The 24896-nt window shown below is 69.4% G+C and carries 14 protein-coding genes; 2 read left to right on the top strand and 12 right to left on the bottom strand.

Going from position 1 to position 24896, the window contains the following annotated elements:
- Positions 1-14: 14 nt before the first annotated feature.
- From BXA03_RS03595 to BXA03_RS03550, 10 genes are all read right to left on the bottom strand, one after another.
- Positions 15-914 carry an alpha/beta fold hydrolase gene (locus BXA03_RS03595; RefSeq protein ID WP_076503898.1) on the bottom strand — a complete coding sequence of 300 codons (900 nt, stop codon included), beginning with the start codon at positions 912-914 and terminating at the stop codon, positions 15-17.
- 63 nt (positions 915-977) lie between these two features.
- Positions 978-1193, bottom strand: a complete 216-nt coding sequence (locus BXA03_RS03590) for a hypothetical protein (protein ID WP_076503896.1) — start codon at positions 1191-1193, stop codon at positions 978-980.
- A 91-nt stretch (positions 1194-1284) separates the two neighbouring features.
- Positions 1285-2049, bottom strand: coding sequence for an aspartate/glutamate racemase family protein (locus BXA03_RS03585; RefSeq protein WP_076504808.1), 765 nt, complete (start codon positions 2047-2049; stop codon positions 1285-1287).
- Positions 2050-2057: 8 nt separating this feature from the next.
- Positions 2058-3476, bottom strand: coding sequence for a dihydropyrimidinase (gene hydA / locus BXA03_RS03580; RefSeq protein WP_076503893.1), 1419 nt, complete (start codon positions 3474-3476; stop codon positions 2058-2060).
- A gap of 28 nt (positions 3477-3504) precedes the next feature.
- Positions 3505-4302, bottom strand: a complete 798-nt coding sequence (locus tag BXA03_RS03575) for an SDR family NAD(P)-dependent oxidoreductase (protein WP_076503890.1) — start codon at positions 4300-4302, stop codon at positions 3505-3507.
- Complete coding sequence (locus BXA03_RS03570) at positions 4295-5305, bottom strand: NAD-dependent epimerase/dehydratase family protein (RefSeq protein WP_076503888.1); 1011 nt, start codon at positions 5303-5305, stop codon at positions 4295-4297. Before BXA03_RS03570 ends, BXA03_RS03575 begins: the two co-directional genes overlap by 8 nt.
- Entirely contained in the window at positions 5298-6083 is a 786-nt protein-coding gene (locus BXA03_RS03565; protein WP_076503886.1) for an ABC transporter ATP-binding protein, read from the bottom strand. Before BXA03_RS03565 ends, BXA03_RS03570 begins: the two co-directional genes overlap by 8 nt.
- Positions 6084-6085: 2 nt before the next feature.
- On the bottom strand, positions 6086-6901 hold the full coding sequence (locus tag BXA03_RS03560) for an ABC transporter permease (RefSeq protein WP_076504806.1): 816 nt from the start codon (positions 6899-6901) through the stop codon (positions 6086-6088).
- Positions 6902-6973: 72 nt separating this feature from the next.
- Positions 6974-7975, bottom strand: a complete 1002-nt coding sequence (locus BXA03_RS03555; RefSeq protein WP_234983584.1) for an ABC transporter substrate-binding protein — start codon at positions 7973-7975, stop codon at positions 6974-6976.
- A 304-nt stretch (positions 7976-8279) separates the two neighbouring features.
- Positions 8280-10169 carry a TolC family outer membrane protein gene (locus tag BXA03_RS03550; RefSeq protein WP_234983583.1) on the bottom strand — a complete coding sequence of 630 codons (1890 nt, stop codon included), beginning with the start codon at positions 10167-10169 and terminating at the stop codon, positions 8280-8282.
- Positions 10170-10416: 247 nt separating this feature from the next.
- Between BXA03_RS03550 and BXA03_RS03545 the strand changes: the two genes are divergently transcribed.
- Positions 10417-11127, top strand: a complete 711-nt coding sequence (locus tag BXA03_RS03545) for a transglutaminase-like cysteine peptidase (RefSeq protein WP_369822391.1) — start codon at positions 10417-10419, stop codon at positions 11125-11127.
- A gap of 64 nt (positions 11128-11191) precedes the next feature.
- A complete protein-coding gene (locus BXA03_RS03540; protein WP_076503883.1) occupies positions 11192-13288 on the top strand; it encodes a bifunctional diguanylate cyclase/phosphodiesterase in 2097 nt (698 codons plus the stop codon).
- A 146-nt stretch (positions 13289-13434) separates the two neighbouring features.
- Here BXA03_RS03540 and BXA03_RS26305 read toward each other — a convergent pair whose 3' ends face one another.
- Positions 13435-23973 (bottom strand): retention module-containing protein, encoded by a 10539-nt coding sequence (locus tag BXA03_RS26305; protein ID WP_083715862.1) that lies wholly within the window; start codon positions 23971-23973, stop codon positions 13435-13437.
- A 232-nt stretch (positions 23974-24205) separates the two neighbouring features.
- Positions 24206-24844, bottom strand: a complete 639-nt coding sequence (locus tag BXA03_RS03425) for a helix-turn-helix transcriptional regulator (protein ID WP_076503882.1) — start codon at positions 24842-24844, stop codon at positions 24206-24208.
- Between the last annotated feature and the right edge of the window lie 52 nt (positions 24845-24896).

The raw sequence follows: 24896 nt of genomic DNA, 5'->3' as shown, positions 1-24896 counted from the left end.
AGAGCGCTCCCATTTCAATCCCCCGCCGCAGCCAGGAACGGCATCACCCGCGCCAGCAGCGCCTCGGGGGCCTCTTCGGCGATGTAGTGGCCGCAGGGCAGCGGGCCGCCCTGCACATCCACCGCCACGCGCTGCCATTCGGCCAGGGGCTGGAAGCAGCGGTGGACCACGCCCTCCTCGCCCCACAACGCGAGCAGCGGCATCGTCAGCTTGCGGCCGGCGTCGCGGTCGGCGCGGTCGTGTTCCAGGTCGATGGTGGCGGCCGCGCGGTAGTCCTCGCAGGTGGCATGGGCCGCGCCGGGCAGCGCGATGCAGCGCTGGTACTCGGCCAGCGCGCGCGGGTCGAAGGGGGCCAGGCCGGCGCTGCGCTTGCCCATCAGGTCGGTGATGTAGCGGGCCGGGTCGGCCTCGATCAGCCGCTCGGGCAAGGGCGCGGGCTGGATGAGGAAGAACCAGTGCCAGTAGGCGCGCGCGAAAGCCTCGTTGGTCTGCTCGTACATGGCGAGCGTGGGCGCGATGTCCAGCGTCACCAGGCGGCGCACGGCCTGCGGATGGTCCATGGCGAGCCGGTGGGCCACGCGCGCGCCGCGGTCGTGCGCGAGGACGAGGAAGCGCTCGAAGCCCAGCGTGCGCATCAGCGTCACCTGGTCCTGCGCCATGGCGCGCTTGGCATAGTTGGCATGGTCGGGCAGACCGGCGGGCTTGGAGGAGTCGCCATAGCCGCGGATGTCGGCGGCGACGAGGGTGTAGTGCTGCGCCAGCGTGGGCGCCACCTTGTGCCAGATGGCGCGGGTCTGCGGATGGCCGTGCAGCAGCAGCAGCGGGGGGCCGGAGCCGCCGATGGTGGCGGCGATCTCGATGCCGTCGCCGACGTCGACGCGGCGTTCTTCGAATCCGGGAAAGAGCGGGGTCATGCAGGGAGTCTCCTAGGGACAGCCCTGCATGGTAGGCGCGCGCCCCACAGCGCGCGCAGCACGTCAGCGGTAGCGCGGGTCGTTGGGGCGCGAATCGTAGCGGTTGGGCACGCCGTCCCCATCACGGTCCCGGTCGTAGCGATTGGGCATGCCATCGCGGTCCCGGTCGCGGTAGGCGCCCGGTGGCGGACCCGAGTGCGGGGGCGGCGGGGGCGCAACGATGCAGCCGGTCAGGGCGACCGCCAGCAGGCCGAGCAGCAGGGGTGTCTTGATCTTCATGGAGAGGCTCCTTGCGGCGATGCCGCTGGCGGCAGCCTGCCGCCGAGCCCCCGACCGGTCTGTCGGACGCCGCCGCCCGCGATCGGCTGCCTCAGGCCGACGCGCCGCGGGCCTGGGCTGCGTCCAGCAGCGCAGCCAATGCGGGCGGCAAGCCTTGATGCGGCTTGGCCGGCGGCGGCGCCATGCTGCCGCGCCGGGCCGCGCCCGGCTGCAGGCCATGCAGCATCTCGGCCTGCCGTACGGCGCTGGAGACACCGTCGACCACCGGCACCGGCAGGCGCCCGGCCAGTTGCCGCGCCAGACCGGCCAGCGGCGCGCCGGCCAGGATCAGCACGTCGGCGCCGTCCTCGGCCACGGCCCGCTCGCACAGGGCGAGCAGCGCCTCGGTGTGGTCTTCCTGGATGCCGTCGATGCGCGCCAGCGGCCGGTCGAGCGCGCGGATGCTCGCCAGCCGGCCTTCCAGCCCGTTGGCCTGCACCACCTCGCGGTACCAGGCCTGGATGCGCTGCGAGATGGCGATGATCGAGAAGCGCGGGCCCAGCAGGCACGCACTCGCCAGGGCCGATTCGGTGAGGCCCAGCACCGGCATGGGCAGCACCTCGCGCAGGGCCGCGAGGCCCGGGTCGCCGAAGGCGGCCACGATCACCGCGTCGTGACCGGCTGCGTGCTCCGCGGCGACGTTGGCCGCCGCATAGGCGCCGACCATGGCCTCGAAGCGGGTCTCGATGTAGGCCACGCCGAAAGGCGCGGTACGCAGCGTGAGTTCGGTGCCGGCGCTGGCGCTGCGCGCCGCCTCGCTGCCGATGAGGGCCGTGACGCTGTCGGAGATGTTGGGGTTGATGACGAGGATGCGCATGGCACCGATCATCCCCGCCGGCGCGGCACCAGCGTGGGCATGCCGCAGTGCAGGAAGCGGCCTGCGCCCTGGCGGCCGGTGAAATCGCGGCCGTCCCAGACCACCTCGCCCCGCGCGAGCGTCATGCCGGGCCAGGCCGTCAGGTGCATGCCCTCATAGGGCGTGTAGTCGACGTTGTGGTGCAGCTGGGCATTGGTCAGCACGAACTCGCGCTCGTCCCAGATCACGAGGTCGGCATCGGCACCCACCGCCAGGCTGCCCTTGCGCGGATGCAGGCCGTAGGCCTTGGCCGGGTTGGTGGACGTCAGCTCGACGAACTTCTGCGGCGTGATGCGCCCGGCCATCACGCCCTCGGACCACAGCAGCGCCATGCGCGTCTCGATGCCCGGGATGCCGTTGGGAATGTGGCGGAAGCCCACTTCCTCGCCGCCCGGCTTCTTGCCTTCGGTGCCGTCGAACTTGTAGGGCGCGTGGTCGGACGAGAACACGGTGAAGAGCCCATCGGCCAGCCCGTTCCAGATCACCTGCTGGTTGCTCTTGTCGCGCGGCGGCGGGCTGCAGACGCACTTGGCGCCGTGGTAGCTGTCGTCGATGCCCAGGTCCTCGGCGGTGAGGAAGAGGTACTGTGGGCAGGTCTCGGCGAAGACGTTCAGGCCGTGGGCGCGCGCCCAGCGGATCTGCTCAACCGCCTCGCGTCCGGAGACATGCACGATGAGGATGGGCACATCCACCAGTTCCGACAGCGCGATGGCGCGGTGCGTGGCCTCACGCTCCACCAGCATGGGCCGCGCATGCGCATGCCAGCGCGGCGCAGTGCGGCCGGCGGCCTCCAGCCGCTTGCTGAGCCATTCGATGCAGTCGGCGTTCTCGGCATGGATCATGGCCATGGCGCCATGCTCGCGGGCCACCGCCAGCACGTCCAGGATCTGGCCGTCGTCCAGCTTCAGGCTGTCGTAGGTCATGTAGATCTTGAACGAGGTGTAGCCCTCGCGGATCAGCGCAGGCAGCTCTTCCTCCAGCACCTTGGGCGTGGGGTCGCTCACGATCAGGTGGAAGCTGTAGTCCACATGCGCCTTGCCCTCGGCGCGCTGGTGGTAGTCGGCCACCGCATCGCGCAGCGACTGGCCCTTGTGCTGCAGCGCGAAGGGGATGACGGTGGTGGTGCCGCCGCAGGCTGCGGAGCGTGTGCCGGTGTCGAAGTCGTCGGCCATCACCACCGGCGGCGGTTCGGGCTGGTCGAGGTGACAGTGCGCGTCGACGCCGCCGGGCGTCACATGACGGCCCGCCGCGTCGATCTCGCGCGCGCCGGCGGCGAGACCCTGGCCCAGTTGCACGATGCGGCCGTCCTTCACGGCGATGTCGCAGTCGAAGATGTCGCTGGCCGTGACGGCGCGGGCGTTGCGGATGACGAGGTCGAAGGGTGACATGCGTGTCTCGTTGGGAAATCGGAAGGGATCAGGCGGCCATCCAGCCACCGTCGACCATGAGTTCGGCGCCGGTGATGAAGCGCGCCTCGGAACTGGCCAGAAACAGCACCGCCTCGGCCACGTCCTCGGGCCGGCCCAGGCGCGGCCAGGGCGTGCGGCGGATGGCGCGCTCCATGACCACGGGGTCGAGGGCGCGGCCGCCCTGCCCCGTCTGGATCTTGCCGGGCGCCACGGCATTGCAGGCGATCTGCTCGGCGGCGTAGTCGGCGGCCACCTGGCGCGTCATGTAGCCGATGCCGGCCTTGGTGACGCCATAGCCCAGGTCGCCGGGCGCGGCGATCAGGCCATGCTGCGACGACAGGTTGACGATGCGGCCGCGCACCTCGTCCACCACGGCCTGCATGCGCATCTGGCGCACGGCGGCGCGGCTGGCGCGGAAGACGCCGCCGAGGTTGACGTCGAGCAGGCGCTGCCAGTCGGCGTCCTCCATGTCGGCCAGGGGCCGCGCGTGGCGGATGCAGGCGTTGTTGACCAGCACGTCGAGCCGGCCCTGCCAGCGCACGGCTTCGGCCACGAGGGCATCGACCTGCTCGGTGCGGCTCACGTCGCACTGGACGAAGCGGGCCTGCCCGCCTTCGGCCTCGATGGCCGCGAGCGTGAGCGCACCGCCCTCGATGGGCTGCTGGGTGATGTCGGCGACGACCACGAAAGCGCCTTCGGCCGCCAGGCGGCGCGCGATGGCGCGTCCGATGCCGGAGGCGGCGCCGGTGACGATGCAGCATCGGCCGGCCATGCGCCGTGCGGGCGTCGGGGTGATCTCAGGCATGGGCAGGCTCCGCGCTGCGCTGCAGCCAGTCCAGGAAGTCGGCACCGGCGTACGCCAGGTCGTAGCCCGGCACGAAGCCGGTGTCCCGGCGCAGCGCGGTGATGTCCATGCTGGCGCGGTCGTAGTCGGCGTAGGGGTCGATGTTGGTGGCCTCCCCTTCGCCGACGATGGCCCAGTCGGCGCCCTCGAAGCCGGGCTGTTGGCACAGCCATGCGCACCAGTCGGCCACGGACCACTCGAAGCCGGCAGCCAGGTTGTAGATGGGCTGCGTCGGCGCCTCGGCATCGAGCAGCGCCGCGATCGCGGCGGCGGCATCGCGCACGTAGAGCCAGTCGCGCCGCAATGCGCGCGGCAACCGCACGGGCTGGCCGGCGCGCAGCAGGCGCAGCGCCTGCAAGGGCGCGCTGGGCGTGTCGCGCACGCCGGTGTCGCGCTCCCAGGGACCGAAGCAGGTGCCCAGGCGGCCGATGCGCAGGTCCACGCCCAGCAGCCCGGACAGTCGCCGCGCGGCAGCCTCGGCCGCCACCTTGGAGATGCCGTAGAGCCCCTCGGGCTGCAGCGGTGTGCCGGTCTCGTGCAGCAGGCCGGGCAGACGCCCGCTGGCGCCATAGGCCGAGCCCGAGCTGGCCAGCAGCACCCGCTGAACGCCATGCGCGGCCGCCAGGCGCAGCGCCGTGGTGACGGCCACCAGGTTGACGGCGAAGATCCCTTCGGGCGCGCGGCGCTCGCGCTCGGCCGCCGCGGTCACGGCCGCCAGCAGCACCATGCGCTGCGGACGGTGCAGGGCCAGTGCGGCTTCCAGCGCCGCGGCGTCGCCCGCGTCGCCACGCAAGGCGATGAAGCGCCCGGGCAATGCTGCCAACACGCGCTGCGCCGCATCCGGCAGCGGCGCCGCATCCCAGCCGATCACCGTCTCGCCACGCGCCAGCAGGTGCTCCACCAGCGCCAGACCGACAAAGCCCGCGGCGCCGGTGATGAAGGTGACGGGCGCGGTGTCAGCCATGCGCGGCGGCGGCCGGCGTGGCCACGCCCTCGGGCCGCAGCAGTTGCAGGATGTGCCGCTTGTAGTCGTTGAAGCGCGGGCTGGTGGAATCGCGCGGGCGCGGCAGGTCCACCTCGATCAGCTCGCGGATGCGACCCGGCCGCGCCGACATCACGGCGATGTGCGTGCCCAGCGCCAGCGACTCCTCGATGCCGTGCGTGACGAACACGATGGTGCTCTGGCTGTCGCGCCAGATGCGCACCAGCTCGGCATGCATGCCCATCTTGGTCTGCTCGTCCAGCGCGCCGAAGGGCTCGTCCATCAGGATCACCTCGGGGTTCATCAGCAGCGCCCGGGCGATGCCCACGCGCTGGTTCATGCCGCCCGAGAGCTCGCTGGGAAAGTGATTCTCGAAGCCGCGCAGCCCCACCATGTCGATGAAGTGCTGCGCCTTCTTGCGCCGCTCGGCCTTGGGCAGGCCGCGCATGGTGAGGTGGAAGGCCACGTTCTCCCACACCGGCAGCCAGGGCATCAGCGTGGGCTGCTGGAAGACGACGCCGCGGTCCACGCCCGGTGCCGTCACCGGGCGGCCGCCCACGGCCACCACACCGCGCGTGGGATGGTCGAAGCCCGCGATCATGTTCAAGAGCGTGGACTTGCCGCAACCGCTCGGCCCCAGCAGGCACAGAAATTCGTTGCGACCCACGCTCAGGCTCACGTGGTCCAGCGCCTTGACGGCGCTGCCGCGGCGCGGGTCCTCGAAGTGGCGCGAGACGTTCTGGATGGTGATGAGGCTCATGGTCAGCCCTCCTTCGCCTGCAGGGTGGAGCCGCGCTGCCAGCGCAGCACGCGCGCCGACAGCAGTTTGATGAGCCAGTCGCTGCAGTAGCCCAGCAGGCCGATGCTGGCCATGGCGGCAATGACGATGTCGTAGCGCAGGAAGTAGTACGAATCCCAGAGCACATAGCCCACGCCGCTCTTGACGGCCACCATCTCGGCCGTGACGGTCAGCATCCAGGCCGAGCCGATGGCGATGCGCAGGCCCGAGAAGATGCTGGGCAGCGCCGCCTGGAACACGATGTGCCGCAGCAGCAGCCGCGGCGTGCCGCCCGCCATGGCACCCGCGCGCAGCAGGTTGCGGTCGCAGGTCTTCACGCCATGGATGGTGGACAGCAGCACCGGGAAGAATGAGCCCAGGAACACCAGGAAGATCGCCGGCTTGTTGGCGATGCCGAACCAGATGATGGCCAGCGGAATCCACGACACCGGCGGCACCGGCCGCAGCACCTGCAGCAGCGGCTCGATCAGCTTCTCGATGGTGCGCGACCAGCCGATGGCCATGCCCAGGCCGATGCCCAGGGCCGCCGCCAGCGCGAAGCCGGCGGACACGCGGCCGGCGCTGGCCGCCACGTCGAAGATCCATCGGCCCGAATAGGTCTGCGTGTTGCCGTCGGTGCCGATCACCCAGTCGGCCCAGGCCACCAGTACCTGCGAAGGTGCCGGCAACAGTGCGGGCGGCAGCACGCCCGAGCGGGAGAACAGCTCCCAGCCGATGAGCACCAGGGCCGGCACGATGGCGCGCTCGACGCGCCGGTACAGCCGCTTCCAGGCCGGCATCGCCGCAGCCGGCGCCGGCGCGGCCGGCAGCGTGGTCGTGGAGGAATCCGCCATCGTCGTCGGCCCCTTGCCTCAGTAGCCCAGCTGCGACTTGGGCTTGCCCGTCGCGGCTTCGAGGAAGCGGTAGTCGATGTTCTTCTCGACCGCCGCCGTCACGTCGGTGTTGATGTACTTGAGGTCACGCATCATCTGCGCGATGGCCACGGCCGAGGCGCGGTGGATCTGGTAGTCGGGGTAGAGGTTGGACGCCGCGCCGGTGGCGATGGCCTTGTCCAGGCCGGTCACCTTCTGGATGGTGTCGATGAAAAGGCCCTTGTCCTTGGTCATCAGCTCGTTGACCTTGACGATGGAGCGCACCGTCTCTTCCACCGCCTTGGGCTTGCTGGCGATCACGTCGGAGCGGGTGACGATCAGGTTGGTCAGCTTGCCGGCCGCCTGGTCATAGGGATAGGTGAAGAACTTGGCGGCCTTCACTTCGCGGATCTGGGTGGCGAAGGGGTCGACCGAGCAAATCAGCTCCACCTCGCCGCGGCGCAGCGCCTGCACGTGGTCCGACGGGTTGGGGATGTTGATGAACTGGACGTCCTTGTTGATGTCGATGCCCTGCTTGGCGAAGGCGCCGCGCATGTGGATGTCCTGCGCATTGCCGCGCGAGGCCGCCACGCGGAAGGGCTTGCCCTGGGTCTTGTAGTCGGCGATGACCTTCTTGAGGCCCGCCCAGTCGTTCTCGGCCACGGGCACGTCGTTGCCCACGAGGATCTGCGAGCCGCCGTTGATCTGGCCCGAGATGGCGACCACGTCGAAGCCCTTGTCCAGGGCGGTGGCGTAGTGCAGGTAGGTAACCTGGGCCACGTCGATGCTCTTGGACAGCAGGGCCGTCAGCACGTCATTGCCGGTGTTGAAGCCGGTGGCCTCCAGCTTGACCTTGGAAGCGTCGGCGTTCTGCGGCGTGAGGGCCAGCGGCGTGCAGTGCGCGCACTTGGCGTAGCCGAGCTTGATGGCGTCCTGCGCCTGGCCGAGCAGCGGCGTCAGGGCGGCGGCGGCCACCAGGAGGGGAGCGATGAATTGGCGCATGGGCATTCCCGGAAGGTTGAACAACAGGACCGGCGGGAGGCCGGATGGCTGTCTTCAAGCAATGGGCGTGCCACTTTGTATCCAATCCTTATTCCCCCCAGTACCGCACTCTTCACTGATGCACGTGCGGATCTCTTCATACGGCATTGGTTCAATGCGCCTTCAAATTGGATACAGTTTCCCGTCCTGGTGCATCCATGCACTGCTTCGACGCAAACCCGCGCCGCGTTGGACGCACCAATGCAAACGGGCCCCGAAGGGCCCGTCGTGTGCGCTGGATGAGGGCCCTTGGGGCCCCCGCGGGTCAGCGTGCCGGCGTCGCGACCTCGGACTGGATCTTCCAGGCCTGGCCTTCGCGCACGAAGCCCAGCGTCTTGTAGACCACGTCGTTGTAGTCGTCCGAACGGTAGGTCTGCTTGAAGGAGGCCTGCGCACCATTGGCGCCGTCAGGGCGCACCTGCACGTCCTCCAGCGTCACGCGGATCGGGCCGGGCTTGGTCACGCGAGTGGTGCGCAGCGACTTCCAGGCCGACACGGTGCCCTGCGCCGGACGGAAGCTCGCGGCGTAGAAGCCCATGTACTTCTCCAGGTCCTTGGCGGACCAGGTGCGGGCCCAGTCCTGCACCGTGGGCAGCACACCGGAGATGTCGGCCGCAATCGGGCTGCCTGCCGGGAGCGGGCGCGGGGCGGGCGAGGTCTGGCCGGGCGTGGGCTGCAGCGGCGGGCGCGAGGCGACCACGGCCGCGGTGTCCAGCACCTGCGGCGGCGTCATCTCGGTGCTGCACAGCACGGCCTCGTCCTCGGGCTGGCCGCCTTCTGGCACTTCGGGCGCATCGACCATGATCGGCTTCTGGCCCATGGCGGGCAGCAGGCCGTTGGTCTGCTGCAGCACGCGGTAGCCGGCGAGCAGGTAGTCGTAGCGGGCGTTGACCACCGCGCGGCGGGCCTGGAACAGCTCGTTCTCGGTGTCCAGCAAGTCCAGCAGCGAGCGCTGGCCGATGTCGAACTGCTGGCGGAAGGCTTCGCGCGCCTTCTCGCTCGACAGCTGGTGCTGCTCCAGGTAGTTGAGCTGCTCGCGCAGACGACGCAGATCGTTGTAGGCGATGGTGGCGGTCTGGCGGATGTTGCGGCAGGCCAGGTCGCGCTGGTCCTGGGCGGCGTAGAAGTTCTCCTGCGCGGCACGGGCGCGGGCATCGTCGGCGCCACCGCGGTACAGGTTGTAGTTCAGCACCACCTGAACCGAGCTGTTCTGCACGCGCTGCACGGTGTCGAGGCCGGACAGCTGCTTGTCGGTACCGGTCTGGGCCACGAAGGCGACGGTGGGCGACTTGGCGGCATTGCGCACATCCAGGTCGGCACGGGCGGCACGGATGCCCGACACGGCCGACAGGAAACCCGGGTTGCGGCGCATGGCCTCATTGAGCACCTGCTGGGCGGCCGGCAGGTTGGCAGACGTCTCGGGCACCGGCGACAGCTGCGCGGCGGGCATCTGGCCCACCAGGCGCTGGAAGCGCTGGGTCACGTCATGCAGGTTGGCGCTGTCGGTCAGCCAGTTCGACTGCGACAGGGCGGCACGGCCCTGGGACAGTTCCAGGTCCACGCGCTTGCCCACGCCGGCCGAGGCACGGCGGTCGAGCTGCTCGCGCGTCTCGTTGTGGAAGCCCCAGTTGTCGGCAGCCAAGCGCTCCAGCTCGCGGTAGCGGCTCACATCGATGTAGGCCTGCACGGCCTGCAGCGCGATCTCGTCGCTGGCCGCGAGGTAGTCGTAGTAGCGGCTGAGCTTGGCGAAGCCGGCGCGGCGCGTGTCGCTGGACGCTGCACCACCGTCGAACAGGGTCTGGCGCAGTTGCAGGTTGGCACCGGGACGGCTGTAGTTCTGGCTGTCGCTGCCGCTGATGCGGCTGCTCTGGTAGCCGGTGAAGGCTTGCAGATCGACCTGCGGACGCAGCCCGCTGCGGGCCACGGCCTGGTCGGCATCGGAGGCCTGGTACATGCGCAGGCGGGCCAGCACCTCGGGATTGCGATTGATCGCCAATGCGACGGCGTCGCCCAGCGAGGCCGGCGGCACCGCCGTGGCGGCGGACGCAGGCGCCGCCTCAGGCATCGGATTGGATGCTGGGGTGGGAGGCGTCTGGGCGACGGCGACACTGCAAGCCAGCAAGGCGGCCACGGCAACGGGGCGGAAGGTCAGCATGGTCATACGATCAATCAAGATCCCGGTCAGATTTGTAAAAAAAGATGGCGCGAGTCGGGGTTTTGTCAGTGATGTGTTACCCGCGCCACACGGTCGGCCAAGCCAAATGCCTGAATCTAATAAATTATTCTACGGGTCGGTAACAGACTGCTTAAGGATGTTGCAACATTTCGCTTACATTCGGAACTTTTCCGTGCCGGGCCGCTGAAGTAAGCGGTTTTTTCTGCCCCTTTGCGCCCGGCCTGTCGTGTTTACGCAACTCTTCGACGCCACCCTGAACGTCGGCCGGATAGGCCGTGCCTCGGCATTCCGGGCCGGCGCGGCCCTGCTGCTGGGCGTGCTGCTGGCCCTGGGCGGGCCCATTGGCGTCGGGGCCTGGGACGGTGCGCTCATGGAGCGCACCATGGCCCAGCGCTACGGGGCCTGGGGCCAGCAGGCCTTCACGGCCTGGCGCACGCTGGTCGAGGGCGGCGCTCAATGGGACGAGCGCGAGAAGTTGCGCCGCGTGAACGAGCACTGGAACCGCGCCGTGCGCTTCGGCGAGGACATGGAAATCTGGGGCCAGGAGGACTATTGGGCGACACCTGTCGAGACCCTGGGCCGCGGCCGAGGCGACTGCGAGGACTACGTCATCGGCAAGTACTTCACCCTGCGCGCCATGGGCGTGCCAGAGGAGCGGCTGCGCCTGACCTATGTGCGTGCGCGCGTCGGCAGCGCCACGCAGGCCCACATGGTGCTCAGCTACTACGCCACGCCCGAGGCCATGCCGCTGGTGCTCGACAGCCTGGTCTCCAGCATCCTGCCCGCCAGCTCGCGCCCCGATCTCACGCCCGTCTTCAGCTTCAACGCCGAAGGCATCTTTGCCGGCCCGGGCAATGCCGCCAGCCATCCCGTCGACCGCCTGACCCGCTGGCGCGACGTGCTGGCGCGCATGCGCGCGGAAGGCTCGATTCCATGACTGTCCCCTGCCCTTCCTGCGCCGGCGCTGCCCGCCGCGCGCCTGCCTCCCAAGGAGAAATTCCGTGTCCCTGTTGAGACGACTCTGGCTGAGCGTGCTGCTGGCCATGTTCGCGGTGCTTCTGGGCACCTGGGCCGTCAGCGTCGCCACGTCGCGGCTCTACCTGCAGCAGCAGCTGCTCGCGCAGGGCGCGGACGCCGCCGTCTCGCTGGCCATGTCCATCTCGCAGCAGGGCGACGACCCGGCCATGGCCGAGACGCTGGTCAATGCCCTGTTCGACAGCGGCCACTTCCAGCAGGTGCGCTACACCGACGTCAAGGGCCAGGTGGTGGTCGACCGCAACCGGGGCCCGGCGCAGCCCGGCGCCGAGGTGCCGGCGTGGTTCTCGCGCCTGCTGCCCCTGCAGGCGGCTCCGGGCGAGGCCCTGGTGAGCAACGGCTGGCAGCAGGCCGGCCGGGTGACGGTGATCGCCAGCACCCAGTACGCCTATGTGGCGCTGTGGCGCGGCACGCTGTTGCTGGGCGCGCTGCTGGCCCTCACGGGCCTGCTCTGGGGCCTAGGCATCACGGCGCTGGTGCGTTGGCTGCGCCGGCCGCTCAAGCACATGGCCGACCAGGCCGACGCGGTGGGCAACGGCCAGTTCCACACCATCGAGGAGCCCCGCGTCATCGAACTGCGCAGCATGGCCCGCGCGCTCAACCGCATGGTGGCGCGGGTGCACGCCATGTTCACCGAGCAGGCGGCCCAGATCCGGCGGCTGCACTCGGAGGCCACGCGCGATCCGGTGAGCCGTCTGCCCAACCGCGAGTACTTCATGGGCGCGCTGCGCAACGCACTGGACGACGACGCCGATGACGCCGCCGGCGGCCTGCTGCTGCTGCGCGTGGGCAACCTGATGGCGCTCAACCGGCAGATCGGCCGCGAGCGTGCCGACCGCTGGCTGGCCGCGGTGGCCAAGGTGCTTTCGGGCGTGCTGCCGACCGAGGGCGACCGGGTGCTGGCACGCCTGAACGGCGCCGACTTCGCCTACCTGTGGCCCGGCGCCACGGCGGCCGACATGGCCGAGCATGCGACGCGGGCCCATGCCGCCGTGCTCTCGCTGCAGGACGCGCGCGACGGCGACCTGCCCAGCGCCTTCGCGCCGCCCTCCTCCGCCTTCGCGCCGCTGCCCACGGGTTTCGGCGCGCTGCCCACCGATTTCGCGGCGCTGGCGGCCGGCGAACATGCGGCCGGCGCGCCCACTTCCGCCTGGGCCGACCTGGGGGCACGGCCGGCGACGGCCGGCGTGGACGTCGCGTACGGCCACTGGCGGCGCGGCGAAGGCGCGGGTGAAGTGATGGCGCGTCTGGACGCGGCGCTGATGCAGGCCGAAGGCGCGGTGCGCGGCATCGCCGAGGCCGCCGCGCCCGGCAGCGAAGCTTTGGTGGTGGGCGAAAGTGCCTGGGACGCCCTGCTGCAGCAGGCGCTGCAGGAGCAGCGCTTCACGCTGGTCTTCTACCCCGTCTGCCAGACCGACGGCCGGCTGATCCACCACGAGGCCATGCTGCGCATGACCCCGCCGCCCGATGCGCCCGAGGGCAGCGCCCTGCTGTCTGCCGGCCAGTTCATGCCAGCCGCGCTGCGCCTGGGCTGGGTGCACGACTGCGACCTGATCGCCACCCGCCTGGCCCTGGACAGCCTGCAGCGCCAGCCCGGCCCGCTGGCGGTCAATCTGTCGCCGCGCTCGCTGCTGGAGCCCAGCTTCCTGCCGCGGCTGGACGCGCTGCTGCGCAGCCAACCGGCCGAATGCAACTGGCTGTCCTTCGAGCTGAGCGAACGCGGCCTGGAAGAACATGTGGACGCCCTGGCGGCGCTCGCGCAGGTGCTGGCCCGCCATGGCTGCCGGCTGGGCGTGGAGCACTTCGGTCGCCAGCTGGCGCTGCTGCCGCGGCTGCACGAGCTGCAACTGCACTACCTGAAGATCGACGGCTCCTTCGTGGCCAGCGTCGAGAGCAGCGAAGGCTACCGGCGCCTCGTGCAGGCCATGGTCGAGGTCGCGCGCGGCCTGGGCGTCGAAGCCTATGCCGAGCAGGTGTCGTCGGCCGGCCAGTGGCGCGCCCTGGCCGGCCTGGGCATCGGCGGCGTGACCGGACCGGCCGTCACACGCTACCTGAACCGCTGAGCCGCTGAGCCGCTGAGCCGCTGAGCCGCTGAACCGCTCCGCGGCCCGGCGGCGCCAGCCCGCGCCGGGCCGCGGCTGCACACATCCCCCGGACGAAAAAAAGGCAGCCCCCTTTCGGGGGCTGCCTTGCTTCATGCCGTCGCCGTTCAGTCGGTGATCAGCTTGCCCTGGTTCAGCAGGTTCTGGATGATCGCCGCGTCGTTGAGCGAGTTGTTGGCCGTCAGGTCCACATTGCTCAGCACGATCTGCTGGGTCACGCCACCGCCGGCCGCGCCGTCGTGCTTGACGTCGATCACCGTGTCGCCGCCCGACTTGCTGAAGTGCAGGAAGCTGCCCAGGTTGCCGACGTTGGTGCCGGTGTGGCTCTCGCCCTGCAGCAGGTCGCGCAGGTCGAGCACGTCGCCACCATTGGCCTTGGACGCGGTGCCGAAGTCCGTCACGATGTCGCGGGCCGGCGCCTGCGTGGTGCCCTGGTCGCCCAGCTTCCACACGAAGGTGTCGGCACCGGCGCCGCCGGTCAGGATGTCGTTGCCGGAGCCGCCACGGATCGTGTCCGCGCCGTCGCCACCGCGGATCGAGTCGTCGCCGGCGCCGCCGTTGATGACGTCGTTGCCGGTGCTGCCCACGATGCGGTCGCCATGGTCGGTGCCCGTGTAGTTCTGGCCCGTAGTGGTCGTCAGCTGGATCTCGGACGGTGCCTCGATCTTGATCGTCACGGTCGAGGTGGCGGTGTCGCCGTCCTTGTCGGTCACGGTGTAGCTGAAGTTCTGCGTCACCGACTGGCCCGGGGCCAGCGTGTCGCGGGTGTCACGGCTGACTTCGAAGTCGTAGGTGCCGTCCGCGTTGACATTCATCGTGCCGTACTGGCTCGTCAGGTCGCCCCAGGTCACGCTGGCGAGACCGTCCGCACCCGGAGTGGTGCCCACCTGGCCGGTGATGTGCGGCAGCGCATCGGTGGAGCTGATGCTGCCCCACAGGCTGTAGGTGTTGCTGGCTTCCTCGTTGGTGTAGATGGTGTTGACCAGGTTGCCGCTGGCGTCCTTGAAGCCCTCCACCCGGAAGGTGTAGCTCTCGATGCCGACCTGCACGATCACATCCTGCTGGGGCAGGCTGATGATGTCGCGCGAGGCCACGGGATCGTTGCCGTTGGGCGTCTCGGTGTGGTCGAACAGCACGTTGAAGCTCACCGGCGTCACCACGCCGTTGATCACCACGTTGGCCGACATGGTCATCGTGACCTTGTCGAGCGTCGACGAGTTGGCCGAGATCGGCCAGTTCTCGTGCGTGAAGTCGGCCAGCTTGAAGGGCGTGCCCGCCGTGATGGCCGTGCCGCCGGTGCTCGTGTAGCCGATGTTGTCCACCAGCGTGTAGCCCGACTTGCCGCTGCCGCTGGTCGGCGAGCCCCAGGTGATCTTGTCGTTGAGCGCGTCGTTGTCGGTGTTGGTCTGCGTCACCGTGCTGGTGCCGTTGACGAACACCGGGTTGATCCAGCCGCCCTGGAGCGAGTTGATGCTGATGCTGTCGGCGCGCACCCAGCCGGTGGCGCTGGTGGCGGTGGCGACAGGGCTGTCGTCCTCCACACGCACCGCCAGGCTGCCGGTGGTGGCGGCGACGCCATCGCTCACGCGCACGCCCACGTTGAACTGGCTCACGTCTTCCTGGTTCTTCACCGGCTGGTCCAGCGGCTTGCTGAGCGTGACGGTGTAGGCCCCTGTGTTGCCGATGGCGACGCGGATGGCCTCGGTGCCCGTGGGGCTGCCGATGTGGCCGATCAGCTCCTGCGTGCCGGCGCCGGTCCAGACGATCGTCTGGCCGCCCGAGGTGAGCGCGGTGGTGGGCGCGACCAGCGTCACCGCCAGCGTGTCGCCGTCGATGTCGCCGATCACCACGCTGCCCGTGGCAATGCGCGAGTTGGTGGTATCGGTGTTGCCCGTTGTGTCCGGAATGCCGCCTGGCAGGCCCTCTTCCGACACCGCCGCCACGGCGCCCGCCTGGATGGTGGGCGCGTTGTTGGTGCCGCCGATGGAGATGACCAGCTGCGCCGTCTCGGTCTTGCCGGCTTCGCCGGTGACGGTGTAGGTGAAGGTGTCGGTCACCGCCTTGTTGCTCGGCAGGCCGCTCGCGTTGTCGGCGACGTAGGTGTAGCTGCCATCGGCATTGAGCGTGAGCTTTCCGTACTGGCCGGTCAGCGTCTGGCCGGGCGCCGCGGTGGCGGTGGAGGCCACGCTGGTCGCATCGCCGCCGGTGTGCACGCCGGTGACCACCAGGCCGGTGCCCACGTCCTTGCCGCCCGCGTCGGTGCCGCTCTGGATCACGCCGTTGGCCGCGGAGACGGTCAGGGTGGCGCCGCTCTTGACGCTGCCCACGTCGTCGTAGGCAACGATCTGCGGATTGGCCTCGGTGTCGCTGGCGGTGCCGGTGGTGGTGATGGTGGGCACCGTGTCGTACACGGTGGCCACGGCCGTGACCGACAGCTCGCCGGTGTACGAAGCCGGCACCGACATGGTCAGGCCGGTGATGGTCACCGCATGGGTCACGGGATCGACGCTCACCGTGTAGCCGCCGTTGCTCGTCAGCGGCAGCGTCCAGGTGCCATCGGCATTGGCCGTGCCCGCCGAGAGCGTCGCACCTGCCGGCACGCGCAGCACCACGCTGCTGACGAACTCGGAGTTGTCGATGTCCGTCGGCGTGACGGCAACCGTCACCGGCACCGTCTCGCCCACCACGTAGGTGACCTTGTTGAGCACGTAATCGTCGTTGGTACCGGGCGCAGCGAAGTCGATGCGGCTGATCAGCGCACCCGTGTCGCTCTTGACCGTGATCGACGGATCGATCAGGTCGGTCACACCCGTCACCACGCCGCCGCCGATCACGCGGCCCGCCGCGTCGTACAGGGTATAGCTGGCGTGTTCGGTGGGGTTGAGATAGGAGAAGGTCAGCGTGGCGCTCGAAGCCGCCTTGTCGAAAGCGATCGACAACTGCTCGGACTTGCCCGCCTGATAGCCCAGTTCGGTTTCCGCGCCGTTGCTGGCTGCGCCCGACACACCGAAGCCCACCACGCCGCCACCGTTGATGAAGCTGATGGTGCCGGGCGTGCCGTCCAGCTTGGTGGCCGTGACCTTGAAGCCCTGGTCGGTCGACGTGGCGTTCTGGCTGTTCACCGTGACCTGGGTGGCCACGGGCGTGCCCACGTCCACCACCACCTTGGGCGTGTCCGCAACGGGGGAGATCGTCACGTTGACCGTGGTGGTGGCCGTGCCGCCCGCGCCGTCGTTCACGGTGACGGTAAAGCTGTCGTTGCCGGCATAGTCCTTGGTCGGCGTGTACGTGTAGCTGCCGTCAGCGTTGACCACCACGGAGCCGTGCACCGGGTCGCGGCCCTTGACATAGCTTAGGTTGTCGCCGTCCACGTCGGTGGCCACCACCTTGCCGGTGACGACCGTGTCTTCCCGAGTCGTGGCGCTGTAGTTGGTGGGCACCACCGGGTTGTCGTTCTGCGGTTCGACACCGATGGTCACCGTCGAGGTGGCCGTGGCACCGCTCGGGTCACGCACCGTCACGGTGAAGCTGTCGCTGCCGTTGTAGTCCTTGCCCGGCGTGTACGTGAAGGTGCCGTCGGCGTTGACCACCACGGTGCCGTTCTTCGGATCGCTGCCCTTGGTGTAGGCCAGCGGGTCGCCGTCCACATCGCTGCCCACCACCTTGCCGCTGACCGGCGTGTCTTCCAGCGTCGTCAGGCTGTAGTTGGGCGCCGTGGGCGCGTCGTTGCTCGGCGTCACGCCCACGGTCACCGTCGAGGTGGCCGTGGCGCCGCTCGGGTCGCGCACCGTCACGGTGAAGCTGTCGCTGCCGTTGTAGTCCTTGCCCGGCGTGTACGTGAAGGTGCCGTCGGCATTGACCACCACGGTGCCGTTCTTCGGATCGCTGCCCTTGGTGTAGGCCAGCGGGTCGCCGTCCACGTCGCTGCCCACCACCTTGCCGCTGACCGGCGTGTCCTCCAGCGTCGTCAGGCTGTAGTTGGGCGCCGTGGGCGCGTCGTTGACCGGCGTGACGGTGATGTTGACCGTCGACACGGCGGTGCCGCCGTTGCCGTCGCTCACCAGCACGGTGAAGCTGTCCTTGCCGTTGTAGTCCTTGCCCGGCGTGTAGGTGTAGCTGCCGTCGGCATTGACCGTCACGGTGCCGTGCGCCGGGTCGCTGCGCTTGGTGAAGGTCAGCGTGTCGCCGTCCACGTCGGTGGCCGCCACCTTGCCGCCGATGGGCGTGTCCTCGGGCGTGACCAGGCTGTAGTTGCCGGTCGTCGGGTCGAAGGTCTGGCCCTTGGGCGGGTTCGGCGGATCGACCACCACCGGCGGATCGTTCACCGGCGTGATGTTCATCGTCACCTTGGCGCTGTCGGTGCCGCCACGGCCGTCGGACACGGTGTACTGGAAGTCCACCACGCCGTTGAAGTCCTTGTTGGGCGTGAAGGTCAGCGTGCCATCGGTGTTGAGGCTGAGCACGCCATCCTTCAGGGCCACCGGCGTGCCGACCGCGATGGTCTGGCCGTTGACGGCGACGATGTCGAGCGCATCGCCGTCCGGGTCGGTGTCGTTGGAGCGCGGGTCGAAGGTCAGCGGCGCGTCCTCGAAGCCGGTGACGACGTTGTCCAGCGCGTTCGGCGGATCGTTCACGCTGTCCACCACGATGTTGACCGTGGCGATGTCGCGCGCCGTGCCGTCGGTCACCGTGTAGGTGAAGCTGGCCGGGCCGTTGTAGCCGGCATCGGGATTGAAGGTGATGGTGCCGTTGGCGTTGAGCGTGGCCGTGCCGTGCTCCACGGCGATGGCCTGGCCTACGGTGGCGGCCTTGCCGTCGATCTGCAGCACCGACAGCGGCTCGCCGTCGACGTCCGTGTCGTTGGCCAGCACGCTGATCGTGATGGCCGTGTCCTCGGGCGTCGTGGCCGAATCGTCCACCGCCACGGGCGCGTCGTTGGCGCCGGTGACTGTGAGGGTCAGCGTGGTGACCGAGGTCGCGCCCGTCGGGTCGGTGACCGTGTAGGTGAACACGTCCTTCTGGCTCTCGCCATCGTCCAGGCCCTGGGCCGCGGCATTGGGTGCATAGGTGTAGCTGCCGTCCGCGTTCAGCGTCAGCGTGCCCCACTGTCCGGCGATGGCCGTGCCGGCATTCACCGACGCGGCGCCGAAGCCCACGCGCAGCACCGACAGCGTGTCGCCGTCGTCGTCGCGGTCGTTGACCAGCACGCCGTTCACCGAGCCCACCTTGAGCACGACGTCCTCGCTGGTGGTGCCCACGTCGGCCACGGCCACGGGTGCATCGTTGACGCCACCCACGGTGATGGACACGGTGGCGGTGGAGGTGCCGCCCTTGCCGTCGCTGATGGTGTAGGTGAAGCTGTCGTCGCCGTTGTAGTCCAGGCCGGGCGTGTACAGCGGGTTGCCGTCGGCGCCCAGGGTCACGGTGCCGTGCAGCGGCTGGGTGAAGCCGATGATGCTCAGCGTGTCGCCGTCCACGTCGGTGTCGTTGCGCAGCACCGGGATGGAGATGGGCGTGTCCTCGGAGGTGTTGACCCGGTCGTTGACCGCTACCGGCGCGTCGTTGACCGGCGTGACCTCCACGTTGACCGTGGCCGTGACCGGGGTGCGGCCGTCGGTGGCGGTGTACGTAAAGCTCAGGTTGCCGTTGTAGTCCTTGTTGGGCGTGAACAGCAGCGTGCCGTCGGCATTGAGGCTCACCGTGCCGCCAGTGACGGCCACCGGGCCGCCGCTGATGTCCTTGCCGTCGATGCCGATGATGCTGAGCTTGTCGCCGTCGACGTCGGTGTCGTTGGCCAGCACATCGATCTTGATGGGCGTGTCTTCGGGCGTGCGGGCGAAGTCGTTCGACAGCGCGGGCGTGTCGTCCAGCGGCGTGACCACAATGTCCACGCGCGAGACGGCGATGCCGCCCTTGCCGTCGTCCACCGTGACCGTGAAGCTGTCGTTGCCGTTGTAGTCGGGCGCCGGCTGGTAGGTGAAGGTGCCGTCGGCATTGACCGTCACGGTGCCGTGCGTCGGGTTGCTGGCCTTGGTGAAGGTCAGCGCGTCGCCGTCCACGTCGGTGGCGATGATGCGGCCGTTGAGCGGCGTGTCCTCGGGCGTGGTGCGGCTCTGGTTGGGGGCCACGGGCGCGTCGTTGGCACCATCGACCGTCAGCGACAGCGTGGTGGTGGCGGTGGCGCCCGAGGGGTCGCTCACCGTGTAGGTGAACACGTCCTTGCCGCTGGCGCCGGCGCCCAGGCCCTGGGCCGCGGCGTTGGGCGCGTAGGTGTAGCTGCCGTCGGCGTTGAGGGTCAGCGTGCCCCACTGGCCTTCGATCGCCTTGCCGGCGTCAACGGTGGTGTTGCCGATGCTGACGCGGGTGACGGACATGGTGTCGCCGTCAGGGTCCACATCGTTGACCAGCACACCGGCATTGGCCGCCACGCGCAGCGTGGTGTCCTCGCCCGTGCGGTTGACGTCGGCCACCGGCACGGGCGCATCGTTGACGCCGCCCACCGTGATCGACACGGTGGCGGTGGAAGTGCCGCCGTTGCCGTCGCTGATGGTGTACTGGAAGCTGTCCTTGCCGTTGTAGTCCAGGCCGGGCGTGTACAGCGGATTGCCGTCGGCGCCGATGGTCACCGTACCGTGGGCCGGTTGCGTGAAGCCGATGATGGTGAGCTTGTCGCCATCGACATCGGTGTCGTTGCTCAGCACCTTGATGCTGACCGGCACGTCCTCGTCGGTGGTGACGGTGTCGTTGACGGCGATGGGCGCGTCGTTGACCGGCGTGACGGTGACGCTCACGGTCGAAGTGGCCGTGCCGCCCTTGCCGTCGCTCACCGTCACGGTGAAGCTGTCGCCGCCGTTGTAGTCCTTCGAGGGCGTGTAGGTGTACGTGCCGTCGGTGTTCACCGTCACGGTGCCGTGCGTCGGATCGCTGCTCTTGGTGAAGGTCAGCGTGTCGCCGTCCACGTCGGTGGCCGCGACCTGGCCCTTGACGGGCGTGTCTTCCGGCGTGCGGATCGTGTAGTTGCCCGTGGCCGGATCGAAGTTCTGGCCCGGCGGCGTGACCGGCGGATCGCTCGGCACCGGCGGGTCGTTCACCGGCGTCACGGTGATGGTCACGGTCGAGGTGGTGGTGCCGCCATTGCCGTCGTTGACCGTCACGGTGAAGCTGTCGCCGCCGTTGTAGTCCTTGGCAGGCGTGTAGGTGTAGCTGCCGTCGGTGTTGACCGTCACGGTGCCGTGCGCCGGGTCGCTGCCCTTGGTGAAGGTCAGCGGATCGCCGTCCACGTCGAAGCCTACGACCTTGCCGCTGACAGGCGTGTCTTCCGGCGTGCTCACACTGGTGTTGGGCGCGGTGGGCGCGTCGTTGACCGGCGTGACGGTGACGGTCACGGTCGAGGTGGCCGTGCCGCCATTGCCGTCGCTCACCGTCACGGTGAAGCTGTCGCCGCCGTTGTAGTCCTTCGAGGGCGTGTAGGTGTATGTGCCGTCGGTGTTCACCGTCACGGTGCCGTGGGCCGGATCGCTGCTCTTGGTGAAGGTCAGCGTGTCGCCATCCACGTCGGTGGCCGCGACCTGGCCCCTGACGGGCGTGTCTTCCGGCGTGCGGATGGTGTAGTTGCCCGTGGCCGGATCGAAGTTCTGGCCCGGCGGCGTGACCGGCGGGTCGCTCGGCACCGGCGGGTCGTTCACCGGCGTCACGTTGATGGTCACCGTCGAGGTGGCGGTGCCGCCATTGCCGTCGTTGACCGTCACGGTGAAGCTGTCGCCCCCGTTGTAGTCCTTGGCAGGCGTGTAGGTGTAGCTGCCGTCGGCGTTCACGGTCACGGTGCCGTGCGTCGGGTCACTGCCCTTGGTGTAGGTGAGCGTGTCGCCGTCCACGTCGGAGCCGGTGACCTTGCCGGTGACGGGCGTGTCCTCGCGCGTGGTGACCCGGTAGTCGATCACGGTAGGTGCGTCGTTGACCGGCGTCACTTCCACCGCCACGGTCGCCGTCACGGGCGTGCGGCCGTCCGTGGCCGTGTACGTGAAGGTGAGGTTGCCGTTGTAGTCGGGGTTGGGCGTGTAGGTGAGCGTGCCATCGGCATTCAGGCTCACCGTGCCGCCGGTCACGGCCACCGGGCCGGCGGCGATGTCCTTGCCGTCGATGGCGATGATCGTCAGCTTGTCGCCATCGACGTCGGTGTCGTTGGCCAGCACGTCGATCTTGACCGGCGTGTCTTCGCGCGTCTTGGCGACGTCGTTGGACAGGGCGGGCGTGTCGTCCAGCGGCGTGACGGTGATGTCCAGCGTGGTCGACGAGCCGGTGTTGGTCGTGTAGGTGACCGTGGGCACCTGGCCGTTCCAGTTGGCGGCGGGCGTGAACACGTAGTCGCCGTTTGCGGCGATGGTGATCGTGCCGACGTTGGCGATGGTCGCGGTGCCACCGGCCAGCACGGCCGCCTGGCCTGCCACCTGGAAGGAGGCGACGCTCAGCACGCTGTCGACGTCGCGGTCGTTTGTCAGCACGTTGCCCAGGGCCGGGCTGTCTTCCGTCGTGGTCTTCACGTCGGGGGCCAGCACGCTGGCGTCGTCGACCGGCGTGATGCCCACGAACACGGTCGAGGTGGCCGTGCCGCCGTTGCCGTCGCTCACCACCACGGTGAACTGGTCGCTGCCGTTGTAGTCCTTGGACGGCGTGTAGGTGTAGCTGCCGTCGGCGTTCACCACCACGGTGCCGTGCGTCGGGTCGCTGCCCTTGACGAAGGTCAGCGGGTCGCCATCGACGTCGCTGGCCGCCACCTTGCCGGACACGGGCGTGTCTTCGGGCGTGGTGATGCGGTAGTCGCCCGTGGTCGGGTCGAAGGTCTGGCCGGGCGGCGGGCTGGGCGGATCCACGATCACCGGCGGATCGTTCACCGGCGTGATGCCCACGAACACGGTCGAGGTGGCGGTGCCACCGTTGCCGTCGCTCACCACCACGGTGAACTGGTCGGCGCCGTTGTAGTCCTTGGCAGGCGTGTAGGTGTAGCTGCCGTCGACGTTGACGACCACCGTGCCGTGCGTCGGGTCGCTGCCCTTCGTGAAGGTCAGCGGGTCGCCGTCCACGTCAGTGGCTGCCACCTTGCCCGACACGGGCGTGTCCTCGGGCGTGGTGATGCGGTAGTCGCCCGTGGTCGGGTCGAAGGTCTGGCCGTTCGGCGGGCTGGGCGGGTCCACGATCACCGGCGGATCGTTCACCGGCGTGATGCCCACGAACACGGTCGAGGTGGCGGTGCCACCGTTGCCGTCGCTCACCACCACGGTGAACTGGTCGCTGCCGTTGTAGTCCTTGGCGGGCGTGTAGGTGTAGCTGCCGTCGGCATTCACCACCACCGTGCCGTGCACCGGGTCGCTGCCCTTCGTGAAGGTCAGCGGGTCGCCGTCCACATCGGTGGCCGCCACCTTGCCCGACACGGGCGTGTCCTCGGGCGTGGTGATGCGGTAGTTGCCGGTGGCAGGGTCGAAGTTCTGGCCGGGCGGCGGGCTGGGCGGATCCACGATCACCGGCGGATCGTTCACCGGCGTGATGCCCACGAACACGGTCGACGTGGCGGTGCCACCGTTGCCGTCGCTCACCACCACGGTGAACTGGTCGCTGCCGTTGTAGTCCTTGGCGGGCGTGTAGGTGTAGCTGCCGTCGGCATCTACCACCACCGTGCCGTGCACCGGGTCGCTGCCCTTGGTGAAGGTCAGCGGGTCGCCGTCCACATCGGTGGCCGCCACCTTGCCGGACACGGGCGTGTCCTCGGGCGTGGTGATGCGGTAGTTGCCGGTGGCGGGATCGAAGTTCTGGTTGGCCGGCGGGTTGTCGGGGTTGGTGGGCACCGGCGCGTCGTTGACGGGCGTGATGGTCACGGTGACCGTGGCCGTGGTGGTGCCGCCCTGGCCATCGTTCACCGTCACGGTGAAGCTGTCGGTGCCGTTGTAGTCCTTGCCGGGCGTGTAGACGAAGGTGCCGTCGGTGTTCACCACCACGACGCCGTGCTGCGGATTGGTGGCCGCCGTGAAAGTCAGGGCGTTGCCGTCCAGGTCGGTCGCGTTGACGCGGCCCGCCACGGGCGTGTCTTCGGGCGTCGTGATGTTGCCGTTCTCGGCCGTCGGCGCATTGTTCAGGTTGGGCGCGTCGGCGATCAACAGGGCCGGGCTGGGCGGCAGGGCCGAGAGGCCGAGGCCCGCCGCATTGGCCTGGGCCAGGCTCATGTTGGGCGTGCTCTCGCTGATGCGGTCGAGGATCACGAAGGAATGGCCTTCGCTGGCCTCGCCACCGGTCAGGCCGGCAGCCGTGGGGTCGAGGTTCTGGAACGGGTCCTCGCCGCGGTTCAGCGCCTGGATCACCTGGTCGACCTGGGCCGTGCCACGGTTGACCGCCCCTTCGGAGCGCTCGGGCGCCGGAGCCGTGCCCAGCATCTCGGCATTGGTCGACACCTCGCGCGGGCCGGCCACCACGAGTTCGCCGCCGGGCGTGCGCATCTCGACGACGGCGCCGTCCTCGATGACGAGCTGCTGTCCTTCGCGGACGAGGTCGCCCACTTGCAGCGCGCGCAGCTGGCCCGAAGGCAGCCGAATGAAGGCATTGCCGATCAGCGCGGTGATGGTCCCGGTGGCAGCAGCAGCAGTCGTGGTAGTGGCCATGGTGTAGAGGTGGGTGAAAAAACGTTAAGGCAAATGTTAAGGAACGTTTCTTCTTGTCACATTGGCCTTGAGGACAATGCCGGGCTGCTCTTTTGCGGAACTAAGTCACACTTTTGCGCCAAGTGAGCGAAAAGCGGCGCCACGGTGCCCACGACGACACGCGCGCCGGATCCCGGCGCATGCCCGGCCACCCGTCGGGAATCGAAAGATCGGGCCGGCCGGGCCCGCCGCTTCAGCGGATGCCGTGGACCCGCAGCGCGAGCTGCAGACGGTCGGCCACGCCCAGCTTGTCGAAGGCGGTCGACAGATGGGCCTTCACGGTGCGGGCGGTGATACCGAGCCGCTCGGCGATGGCGTCGTTGGCCTCGCCCAGGGACGCCAGTTCGGCCACCTCTCGCTCGCGCACGGTGAGGCCGTGGGCCCACGCCGCATCGGACGCGCCGCGGGCGGGCTGCGCCGGTGGATGCCCGTCCAGCAGCCGCAGCAGTCGGGTGAGCAGGTCGCGGCCCACCCACAGTTCGCCCGAGGCCACCACCTGCAGCGCCTGACGCACCGTCGGCAGCGGCGCATAGAGGTGGCAGAAGCCGCCAGCACCGGCCTGGAGCACGGCGGCGCCCAGCTGGTCGTCGGGCGTTCCGAGGCCGACCAGCAGCTCCACGCCGGACAGCCGACCCGGCCATCCGGCGTCCTGCCAGGCGGGCAGGCCGGGCATCTGTCCGTCCAGCAGCACCAGACGTCGCCCCTGCGCCCGCCAGTCGGCCAGCGCCGACAGGTCCGCGCCCCGCTCCACCAACCAGTCGCTGCCCAGCGACGCCCAGCGCTGGGCGAGCACGTCGTCGTGGGTCAGGATGAGCAAGGGTTCGGGCGTCATCGACAGGCGGTCAGGATGGAAAGCGTGAAAGACAGGAAATGAGGAAGAAGGC

It is taken from the genome of Pseudacidovorax sp. RU35E (assembly GCF_900156165.1).
Lineage (GTDB): Bacteria > Pseudomonadota > Gammaproteobacteria > Burkholderiales > Burkholderiaceae_C > Xenophilus.
The sequence above is the reverse complement of the archived record's forward strand: the minus strand, read 5'-3'. Positions and strand labels throughout refer to the sequence as shown.